Source organism: Nonomuraea sp. MG754425, assembly GCF_021699195.1.
Taxonomy (GTDB): domain Bacteria; phylum Actinomycetota; class Actinomycetes; order Streptosporangiales; family Streptosporangiaceae; genus Nonomuraea.
The window spans coordinates 1-10107 of the sequence record NZ_SSXE01000273.1; the positions used below are offsets into that span (position 1 = coordinate 1).

11 protein-coding genes are annotated in these 10107 nt (G+C 73.8%); 6 read left to right on the forward strand and 5 right to left on the reverse strand.

The window, feature by feature from the left end; genetic code table 11:
• The 3 genes from FAF44_RS49200 to FAF44_RS49210 form a co-directional block, all read right to left on the reverse strand.
• A partial coding sequence (locus FAF44_RS49200) for a DoxX family protein (protein ID WP_237110378.1) occupies positions 1-297 on the reverse strand: 297 nt, incomplete at its 3' end.
• Positions 298-618: 321 nt separating this feature from the next.
• Positions 619-1611: a sugar phosphate isomerase/epimerase gene (locus FAF44_RS49205; RefSeq protein WP_237110379.1), complete on the reverse strand. Its 993-nt coding sequence runs from the start codon at positions 1609-1611 to the stop codon at positions 619-621.
• 389 nt (positions 1612-2000) lie between these two features.
• A complete protein-coding gene (locus tag FAF44_RS49210; protein ID WP_237110380.1) occupies positions 2001-2477 on the reverse strand; it encodes a MarR family winged helix-turn-helix transcriptional regulator in 477 nt (158 codons plus the stop codon).
• 77 nt (positions 2478-2554) lie between these two features.
• On the opposite strand from FAF44_RS49210, the gene FAF44_RS49215 reads away from it, so the two are divergent.
• Together FAF44_RS49215 and FAF44_RS49220 are read left to right on the forward strand one after the other, a co-directional pair.
• Complete coding sequence (locus FAF44_RS49215; protein ID WP_237110381.1) at positions 2555-3007, forward strand: PPOX class F420-dependent oxidoreductase; 453 nt, start codon at positions 2555-2557, stop codon at positions 3005-3007.
• Positions 3004-3462, forward strand: coding sequence for a nitroreductase/quinone reductase family protein (locus FAF44_RS49220; protein WP_237110382.1), 459 nt, complete (start codon positions 3004-3006; stop codon positions 3460-3462). Before FAF44_RS49215 ends, FAF44_RS49220 begins: the two co-directional genes overlap by 4 nt.
• A gap of 58 nt (positions 3463-3520) precedes the next feature.
• Here FAF44_RS49220 and FAF44_RS49225 read toward each other — a convergent pair whose 3' ends face one another.
• A complete protein-coding gene (locus tag FAF44_RS49225) occupies positions 3521-4309 on the reverse strand; it encodes an SDR family NAD(P)-dependent oxidoreductase (RefSeq protein WP_237110383.1) in 789 nt (262 codons plus the stop codon).
• A gap of 86 nt (positions 4310-4395) precedes the next feature.
• On the opposite strand from FAF44_RS49225, the gene FAF44_RS49230 reads away from it, so the two are divergent.
• A complete protein-coding gene (locus FAF44_RS49230; protein WP_237110384.1) occupies positions 4396-5247 on the forward strand; it encodes a helix-turn-helix transcriptional regulator in 852 nt (283 codons plus the stop codon).
• Positions 5248-6139: 892 nt separating this feature from the next.
• Positions 6140-6733, forward strand: coding sequence for an ankyrin repeat domain-containing protein (locus tag FAF44_RS49235; protein ID WP_237110385.1), 594 nt, complete (start codon positions 6140-6142; stop codon positions 6731-6733).
• A gap of 119 nt (positions 6734-6852) precedes the next feature.
• Here the strand turns inward: FAF44_RS49235 and FAF44_RS49240 are convergent, their stop codons facing one another.
• Positions 6853-7521, reverse strand: a complete 669-nt coding sequence (locus tag FAF44_RS49240) for a GAP family protein (RefSeq protein ID WP_237110386.1) — start codon at positions 7519-7521, stop codon at positions 6853-6855.
• Between the two features lie 83 nt (positions 7522-7604).
• Here FAF44_RS49240 and FAF44_RS49245 point away from each other — a divergent pair, with 83 nt between their 5' ends.
• The gene (locus tag FAF44_RS49245; protein WP_237110387.1) at positions 7605-8237 is read left to right on the forward strand and encodes a TetR/AcrR family transcriptional regulator; all 633 of its coding nucleotides are present in this window, start codon (positions 7605-7607) and stop codon (positions 8235-8237) included.
• 102 nt (positions 8238-8339) lie between these two features.
• Entirely contained in the window at positions 8340-10073 is a 1734-nt protein-coding gene (locus tag FAF44_RS49250) for a cytochrome c oxidase assembly protein (protein ID WP_237110388.1), read from the forward strand.
• Positions 10074-10107 lie beyond the last annotated feature (34 nt).

Sequence of the window (10107 nt, forward strand, 5' to 3'; positions counted from 1 at the left end):
GACGAAGTCGTAGACGCGCAGATGGGTGAACAGGGCGCAGACGAAGTAGAGGATGAGGCCGGCGGCGGCGGCCGTGCCGATCAGTGGCACGCCGAGGAGACCGAGCGTCAGTCCGAGCGCGCCCGCCGCCTTCAGCGCGCCGATCGGGAAGACCAGCCACGACTCAGAGACGCCGGCTCTGTCGAGCGCGGGCCCCAGACTCCGCATGATCGGTTCGAGGCGGGTCATCGCCGCGAAGGCGGAGAAGCCGTTGAGGGCGATCGTCACCAGGGCGACGGTGACGTAGGCGGTGGACATGCAGTCTCCCAGGGATCATCTTGTGGCGGCACGAATCGGCCGGCACCCGGTCACCCCTGAGAGGACCGCCACCCCGGCGAGTGTGACAGCGTCGCGCGGCGAAGTGATGTATGTCGCTCGGCGTCACACTCCAGGCCCCCGGATGCTCTCAGGGCGTGCGGTCTGCTTGGTCCGGTCCAGGCATCGGGAGGTCGTCACCGATGGCAGCCGCCGAACGCGCCTCCACTCTCCGGCCCGGCTCTCCCCGCCGGGCCGGGGGACCACGGTGGCCCGGCTGGGGCCCCGCCACCGTGGCTGCGGAGACCCCGCACGCTGAGCCGGTCAGTCCGCCGTCTGGGCCCCGAGCAGGGCCCTGCGGGCGATGCGCTGCGCGGCCAGGGCGTCCTGGCGGGACTGGGCCTCGGCGAGGGCGTCGAGGTCGAGGATCTCCAGCGCGCGCCAGAGGGTGCGCATGACCTCGACGCCGGCGCGGGCCGCCTCGACGGAGTCCTCGCGGAAGGGGAACTGGTCGAGCTGCCAGACGCCCTGCCAGCCGTTCACGCGCAGCGTGTGGAAGAACTCGAAGGTCTCCACCAGGTGCACCGAGCCGACGACCATGTCGTCGTCCCAGCCGCGGAAGTTGTCGTTGACGTCGATGGCGTACAGGCGGTCGTGGTCGAGGATGAGCTGGGCGGCGTCGGCCGGGGACTCCAGGCCGTAGAGGGAGTGGCCGAAGTCGAGCAGGATGCCGACGTTGGGCACGTCCATCTTCTCGATGGCGAGCAGGGTGCGGGCCGCGGAGGAGAAGGTCATGCGGTTGCGCGGCTCGCGTGGCTTGTACTCGATGGCGAAGCGCAGGTCGGGATGGCGCTGGGCCAGTTCGCGGACGGCCTCGACGGACATCCGCCACAATTCCTTGTAGTCGGCCTGGAAGGGGTAGTCCCAGCCGTCCTGGCCCGGCCAGAGCTTGACGTAGTCGCAGCCGAGCCGGCGGGACAGCTCGGCCGCGTCGCTGACCAGTTCGATCGCGGCGCGGCGGATCTCCGGGTCGGGGTTGGTGAAGCCGCCGCGGCTGAAGGCGCGGGTGTAGATCTCGGGCGTCAGGGCGATGGCGCGCAGCCCGTTGGCCTTCAGCCGCTCCTCCAGGAGGGTCACGTCGAGGTCGGCGGGGTTGAACGGGTAGTTGATGTCGACGACCGACAGGCTGCCGACCTGGCCGGCCCGGTCGATCGCCTCCAGGGTGGAGACGGGCGGGCCGTAGCCGTCGGTGGCGTAGCGGTCGCGGAACTGGCCGAAGTGCCAGAGTCCGGCGCCGAAGAGAGGTTCTGCGGCCATGGAGAAGGCTCCTGTCCCGTTGGTGGCACGGTCCCGGCTCCCGTCCGTGCGCCCGTGGGGCGCCTCGTGTGGGGCCGGCCGGGGGTCCGGTTCTCGTGGCACGGATTGAATTTTAATTCAATACTGCTTTGTTATTCGGCCGGAATGTAACGTCGGTGACACGTGGGAGTCAAGAAGTCGGCGGGTAAGCGGTTACCCACGCGCTCCACGCCACCGCCCTGCAGCCCGCCGCCCTCGGCGCGACCAGCGCCGTCGAGCAGGCCGACCGGTTCATCAGGACCGGCGCGACGGGCAAGGAGGAGAAGCAGGCCATCGACTGCGAGCTGGTCACCGACGCCAACGCCGACGAGTTCGGCGTCTTCGCCAGGAAGTGACCCCCCGGCGGCGGGTCAGCAGGGGTGGCCGGTGCCGCACGCGGCGACGATCTCGGCCATCGTGGCGCGGAAGCGCTCGCGGTCGGGCTCCGTCAGCGGGGCGAGCAGCCGCGCCATCTCCTGGCCCATCTCGGCGTGGAACGCGAGCGCGGCCTCGCGGCCCTCGTCGGTCAGTGTCACCTGGACGGCCCGGCGGTCTCCGGGAACCGACGACCGCAGGGCCAGGCCGCGCCGTTCGGCCCGGTTCATCAGCCCGGTGAGGGCGGCCTTCTCCACTCCGAAGCAGCCGGCCAGCTCGGCCATGCCCCTCGGGCCGTCGAGCAGCACGCACAGGAGCCGCGCCTGGACGGGGGTCAGCTCGTGGCGCTCGGAGACGCGCTGGTAGACGGCCTGGACCAGGCCGCTGAGCCGGACCAGCCCGGTGGCCGCGTCCATGGGTGAAGCGTGCGCGGTCTGCGGTTCCAGCGCGGTCTCCCGCCCCCTGTCGTTCACCCTCCAACGGTACACGGGCAATATGGTTAATCTGGCATATAGTATGCTTGCTTAACTATCTTTCGAGAGGACTCCCCATGCCGTTCACCGACGCCGAGCTGACCTACCTGTCGGGCCAGCTTCTCGGCCGCCTGGCGACCTCGCACCCGGACGGCACCCTCCAGGTCAACCCGGTCGGGTTCCGCTACAACAGCGGCACCGGCACGATCGACATCGCCGGGCACGGCATGTCGAGGAGCCGGAAGTTCCGCAACGTCGCCGCCAACGGCCGGGTCGCCTTCGTCATCGACGACCTCGCCTCCGTCGATCCGTGGCAGCCCCGGATGCTGGAGATCCGCGGCCACGGGGAGGCGATCGCCGAACCCGCCGACTCGGCGTACGCGGCCACCGCCCCCGCCGGGTTGGACGGGGCGATCATCCGCGTCCGTCCCGAGCGCGTCATCAGCTTCAACATCAACGGACCCGTCGGCGACCCCACCTCGCGCAGGGTGCACGGCCGTGACTACGCCCAGCCCCTGGAGACCTCGTGAGCTTCGACACCCCCACCGGCACCCGCGGGGCCCGGCAGCCGGCCGGACGGCTGTTCCGCTGGTTCAACACGCTGGCCGCCCGCCGGATCCGCCGCAAGGGCGGGCAGATGATGGGCTTCAACGCCCTGGTCCTGACCACCGTCGGCGCCAGGAGCGGCCTGGAGCGCAGCACGCCGGTCGGCTGGTTCCCCGGCGACGTCGGAACCCTGCTGATCGTGGCCTCGGCGGCCGGGGCCGCGGGCAACCCCTCCTGGTACCACAACCTCGCCGCCCACCCCGACCGGGTCCGCGTCGAGGTCGACGGCCGCACCCTCGACGTGCTCGCCGAGCAGCTCCACGGGGCCGAGCGCGCGGACGCCTGGCAGCGGATCGTCCAGGCCGCTCCCAGATTCGCGCAGTACCAGGAGAAGACCGACCGGCTGCTGCCGGTCATCCGCCTCACGCCCCGCACCTGACCAGGACGTTCCGGGCAGGACGCCCTGCCCCGGTGGACGCCAGCGCGGACGGCCGGGTTCAGGCGCCCGCGCCGCCGTCCACCGGCACCATCGCGCCGTTCACCATCGAGGCCCGGTCGCTGAGCAGCCACGCGGCCACCTCGGCGACCTCGCGGGGCTCGGCCATCCGGCCGAGCGGGATCAGCGCGGTGTTGCGCGCGATGACGCCGGGGCTCGCCGCCTCCCACGTCTCGATCATCTCCGTGGCGGTGCCGCCGGGAGTGATGCCGTTCACCCGGATCCCCTCCCGTCCCCAGGTCACGGCGGCGGTCTCGGTGATGCTGTTGAGCGCGCGCTTCATCGCGCCGTACGCGGGGAGGGCGGGGTTCGCGCGGCGGCTGCCGATGCTCGAGGTGTTGACGATCGCCCCGCCGCCGTTGCGGCGCATGAGCGCGGCCTCGGCCGTCATCGCGGTCCAGTGCCCGCGGAAGTTCACCGCGAACTGCTCCTCGATGTCCTCGTCGCTCGTCGTGCCGATCGGGCCGGGCCGCTGGATCGTCGCGCCGTTGTTGAACGCGCCGTCGAGCCGTCCGTGCAGTTCCTCGACGCGATCGACCGCGGCGCGCACGCTCGCGCGGTCGGCGAGGTCCAGGGTGACGGCGTCGGCGACGCCTCCGCCGGCGCGGATCCCGGTGACGACGTCCTGGAGGGCTTCGGTGCCGCGGGCGGCGAGCACGACGGCCGCGCCCTCCCGCGCGAAGAGCCGGGCCGCCGCCGCCCCGATCCCGCGGCTGGCGCCGGTGACGAACACGACCTTGCCGGTGAGCAGGCCGGCGGGTGCGTGGTGGTTGTCGGTGTGGTTGGTCATGGGGACAGTGTCGGGCCGGGCTCCGGCCCGGATTCAGGTACCGGCGGTACCAGGATGCGCTCCCGCACGGCGTGCAGACTGGGGGGATGGACAAGCAGGAGCTGGGGTCGTTCCTCCGCAGCCGGCGCGAGCGGCTCCGGCCACGGGACGCCGGCCTCCCCTCGGGGCCGCGCCGCCGGACACCGGGTCTGCGCCGTGAGGAGGTCGCGGTCCTCGCGCACATCTCCACCGAGTACTACGTCCGGCTGGAGCAGGGCCGGGCGCCGCGGCCGTCGGGCGAGGTGCTGGCCGCGATCGCGGGCGCGCTGCGGCTCACCGACGCCGAGTCGGACCACCTGCACCTCCTGGCGGGCACCGCGCCGAGCCGGACCGGGCTGCACCGGCGCGACGTCCGTCCGAGCATCCTCGCGCTGCTCGGGCGGCTGCCGCAGACGGCCGCGTTCGTGACGTCGGCGACGTTCGAGGTGCTCGCGTGGAACGACCTCGCGGCCGCGCTCATGGAGGACTTCGCCGAACTCGCCCCGGCCGGCCGCAATCTCGCGCGCCGGGCCTTCCTCGGCCCGGCGCGCCACGGGGCGGTGTTGTACGGGGTCTCCGACCTCGAGGAGTTCCGGCAGCACGCCGTCATGGGGCTGCGCTCCACCCTCGCCCGCTACCCGTCCGACCCGGCGGTGATCGACCTCGTCGGCGAGCTGCGCGCCCGGAGTGCCGAGTTCGCCCGGCTCTGGGAGCGGCACGACGTGCAGGCCGCGCCGACGCTCACGAAGACCTTCCGCCACCCGGTCGTCGGCGAGGTCACCGTCGACTGCGACACGCTCGCCCTCACCGACCGCGACCAGCACCTCGTGCTCTACAGCGCGCCGCAGGGCTCGCACTCCGCCGAGGCCCTGGCGCTGCTGAACGTGCTCGGGGCCGAGGCCGGCGACTACCTGCGGTAGTGCCGCGGCCGCACCGGAACCCGGTTCACAGTGCGGCCGAGGTCACAGGGAGAAGAGTGCGGGTTGCGCGGCCTCGCGACGCACCGCCAACGGGGTGTTTCTGGTGCGGTGCGAGGCTCTGCGCAACCCGCGGTCCTTCGGGCCCGGTCACCACCAGTTCCAGTTGTCGCCGTAAGGGCCGCCGTAGGGGCCGCCCCACCAGCGCCGCCTGCGTGCGTAACGGCGGTAGCAGCCACCGCGACGACGCCAGCGGCGGCGTCCGCAACCGCCCGATCCCGGGAAACCACCCGCACTGGTCATCGTTCCTCCCCACGTCCATCGCGTGCCTACCATTTCGACGGTAGCCCGAAAATCAGCACATACCAGGACATATAGGGTTATTTCGCCTGGCTTTGACGGCGAATTCACGCCGTGAAACGGGAGTGTCAGCCGAGCCTGATGAGACGCCGCCCGACGGCGGCGGCGACGGCGGCGGCGATCCGCGTGTCCATGCCGAGCTTGCAGGTAGACGTGCACCAGACGGGTCTTGACCGTCGCCTCGGTGATGTGCGGCCTCCTGACGATCTCCCGGTTGCCGGCCCTGCTCGCCGGCGGCTCCAGGATCTCCACTTCGCGCCCGCTCGACGCCGGGGCCGGACCGAGCGTCGCCGACCTCCCGGGTACCCTCTTCCTCGGCGGCGGAGTTCCCGTCGCCGCAGGTGGTCGGCCCCCTCGCGGGCATCGGCGTGGGCGGGGCGCCCGGCGGCGAGATCGACGAGGCCATCGCCGCGGCCGGCCTCAGGGCGGTCGCCGGCCGGCTCCGTCGACGGGCCCGCGACGCGGGGCGGTCATGGCCGCTGCGCTCGGCGCGATGCTCGTGGCGTGCGGCGGCCGGCGAACGAGAGGAGAAGGGGTGCTCAACGAGAGGCTGCTCGAAAGCGCCGCGCGGGGCGACGCCGCCGCCGTCCGGGACGCGCTCGGAGCCGGGGCGGACGTCGAGGCCCGCGACGGTCAGCGCCGCACGGCCCTGCTGCTCGCCGTGGCGGGCGACCACGTCGAGACGGCCGCGACGCTGATCGCGGCCGGGGCCGACCCCGACGCGCGCGACGCCAGGAAGGACACCCCCTGGCTGGTCACCGGGGTCACCGGCAGCGTCGCGATGCTCAAGGTGCTGCTCCCGGCGGGGCCCGACCTGACGCTGCGCAACCGGTACGGGGGCGTCTCCCTCATCCCCGCCTGCGAGCGCGGGCACGTGGACTACGTCCGCGAGGTGCTGACGACCGGCATCGACGTCGACCACGTCAACGACCTCGGGTGGACCGGCCTGCTGGAGGCCGTCATCCTCGGCGACGGGAGCGGGCCGTACCAGGAGATCGTGCGCCTGCTCATCGCCGCGGACGCCGACCTCGACCTCGCCGACCGCGACGGCGTCACCCCGCTGGCGCACGCCGTCGCCAAGGGCCAGACCGAGGTGGCGGCCCTGCTCCGCGCGGCCGGAGCCCACTGAGGCCCAGCACTGAGGCCCGGCACTGAGGCCCGGCACTGAGGCCCGGCACTGAGGCCCGGCACTGAGGCCCAGCACTGAGGCCCAGCACTGAGGCCCGGCACGCGAGCCCCGGCGGACGGTCACGGGCGCAGGACGACGGTGATCTGCTCCGGCGCGGCGGTCAGCAGCAGCAGCACCCCCGCGAGCCAGACCATCCAGGGCAGCGCCGCGCGCGAGCCGGCGCTCAGCCGCCGCTGCCAGTCGTTCAGGCGGCCCCGCGCGCGTTCGGGCAGGACGGCCCAGGCGGCGCGGAGCAGGACGCCCGGGAGAATCATGATGGTGACGTAGACGCCCAGCAGCGGCGCCCACCGCGTGGCGGGCAGGCCGGCCGCGGTCATGATGCCGATCGCCCCGAAGTACGGCACGGCGGTGGCGAACTCGAACAGCCAGGTCCCGACCCCCAGCAGCGCCATCGTGCGCACGGTGAGCGGGCGGTCGTGGAAGGGCGCGCGGCCGGGGTCGCGTTCGGGGATGAAGTAGCTGCCCACGATGAGCGCCACGCCGAAAGCGGCCTGCGCCCAGGCCAGCGCGGTCTCGTCCACGGCCGGTACGAGCGCGCCCAGGCCGAGCATGAGGAGCGCGCCCAGGGCGAAGTAGGCGAGCGCGACCGAGCCTAAGTAGACCCCGAGCAGTGCGCCCGTCCGGCGGGGCCGGGTCAGCAGCACGTAGAGGCTCACCCCGATGACGGCGGGGCTCAGCGTGTCGAGCAGGGCCAGCCCGAGCACCGCCCCGATCAACGCGATCGACACGTCCGTCTCCCTCCGGAGGAGTGGCGGGCCTTGGTGACACGCCTGTGCCAATTAAAGTAGCACGGGCGTGTTAGCATGTGGCCGTGCCGCGACTCGTCGATCATGACCAGCGGCGGTCCGAGCTCGCCGAGGCCGCCATCCGGGTGATCCTGCGCGACGGGCTGGCCGGCGTGACCGTCCGCGGCGTGGCCGCCGAAGCCGGCTGGTCCACCGGGTCCCTGCGGCACTACTTCCGCAACCAGCACGAGTTGCAGGCGCACGTCATCCGGGTCACCACCGACACCCTGCGCGAGCGGGTCATCACCCGCGTGGGGCGGCCCCGCACCGCGCCCTCGCTGGTGGACGGGGTCGCCTCGGTCGTGGCGGAACTGCTGCCGCTCGACGCCGAGCGGCGCGAGGAGTACGCGCTGTGGTCGGCGGTCGTGGCGTGGGAACGTCAGCACCCGCCCGAGGGAGGGTCCGTGGCGTGGCACGACCAGCGGGCGCTGCACCGCCAGTGCGTGGCCGTCCTGCGCGGTCACGACCCGGTCACCGACCTGGGGCAGGCCCTGCTGCCGCACCCTGACGCGCAGGTCGAGCTCTGGGCGGGCCTGCTGCACACGTTCGTCGACGGCCTGGCCTCCCAGCTCGTGAACACGCCCGGCCAGGTGCCCCCCGCCGCCGCCGCCCGGCTGCTGCGCTCCCTGCTGGAGGCGGTGCCCGCCCCGTCCTCGTGACGCCGGGCCGGCACTTCACACTCCGGCCGAACCTGGCCGCGTTCCGCCGCGTATCCCCCTGTATGCGGCTGAGCCGCGCGGCCCGGAGGGAGGGAGCGTTCGATGCACGAGAGCGGACCGGTCCCGTCCCGGATCGGCTGGACGGCAGTGGGGCGCGGCGGGCGGATCCTCGCAGGCGCGGCGTCGATCGCCGCCGGGCTCGTGCTGCTGGCCGTCGCCGCCGGCGGCGGCGCTGAGCAGCAGATCGCCGGGCTGCCCGACGCGGGGCCGCTCACCCGGTGGGGTCTGCCGCTCGTCCGGTTCCTGTACGACCTGTGCGCGGTGGGCACCGTGGGGACGCTGCTGGCGGCGGCCGTCCTCGCCCCGGCCGGGTCGCCGGAGCGGCCCGCCTGCGCCCGGGCGGCGGGACGGTGGGCGTCCGGCTGGGCGGTCACCGTCGTCCTGAGTTACCTGCTGACCGTGTCCGACGTGCTCGCCAGGCCCGTCGCGGACCTGCTCGCCGCTCCCGACCTGCTCGCCGCCGGCCTGTCCGTCGTGCAGGCGCGGGTCCTGCCGCTGGTGCTGGCCGTGGTCGTGGCGGCGGCCGTCGCGACCCGGGTGCCGCGGCTGCCGGCGGCGATCCCGCTCGTGCTCGCCGTGCTCGCGATCGTGCCCGTCGCCTACGTCGGGCACGCGGCCTCCGCCGCCGACCACGACATCGCCCTGTCCGGCCTGATGACGCACCTGGTCACGGTGTCGCTCTGGACCGGCGGGCTGGGCGCGGTGCTCGTGCACTTCCGCCGCTCCGCCGACCTGCCGCTGGTGCTGCGCAGGTTCAGCACGATCGCCCTGTGCTGCTTCGCGGGCGTCGCCGTCTCCGGCGTGGCCGCCGCCTGGGCCCGGCTGGACGATCCCGCGCACCTGTGGCGCAGCCCGTACGGCTGGTTCCTGCTCGCCAAGACGGCCGCCCTCGGCGTGCTCGCCCTGTTCGGCCGGGCCCACCGCCGCCGCACGGTCGCGCACGTCGCCGACCGGGGCGTGCGGAACGTCTTCACCCGGCTGGCGGTGGGCGAACTGGTCGTGATGGGCGTGGCGATGGCGCTGGCGGTCGGCCTGTCCCGCACGCCGCCACCGCCGGCGCGCGGCGGCGGGCACGACGGCCTGCTGGAGTACGACCTGGCCCCGTTCACGCCCGCCGGGCTGCTCACCGAGATCCGGCCGGACCCGCTGGTCCTGCTGCTGCTCGCGCTGCTCGCGGCCGGGTACCTGACCGGCGTCCGCAGGGCGGGGTCCTGGCCGGCCGGCCGCACGCTCGCCTGGTTCGCGGGCCTCGCGCTGGCCGGGCTGGTGCTGCTCGGCGGCGTCGGAGGATACGCGCGGGCGATGCTGTCGGCGCAGGCGCTCCAGCTCACCGTGCTCGCGATCGCCGTCCCGCTGCTGCTGTGCCTGGGCGCGCCGCTCACGCTGGCCGCCCGGGTCACCACCGCGTCCTCGCAGTACGGGGCCCTCGCCGCCCGGCCGCCGCGCCGGCCGACGGCGCTCCTGGCGGTGCTGCCGATCGCGTACATGATCGCGTTTCCACTGCTCTACCGCACGGGATGGCTCCAGTGGGCACTGTCCCGGCACGGCCCGCACCTGCTCACCGCGGCGCTGTTCCTCGCCGGCGGGCTGGTGGTGTTCTGGATGCTGGCGGGCGCGGACCCGCTGCCGTCCCGGATCTCCCGCCGGGTGCGCGCCGCGCTGTGCGGGTCGCTGGCCACGGTGCTGCTCGTCATGGGCGTCTTCCTGCTGGCCGGGCCGCCGGTCGCGGGGGACTGGTTCTCCGTGGCGGCCCGGCCAGCAGGAAGACGCCCATGACGAGCAGCACCGTGGCCAGCGACCCGCACAGCGC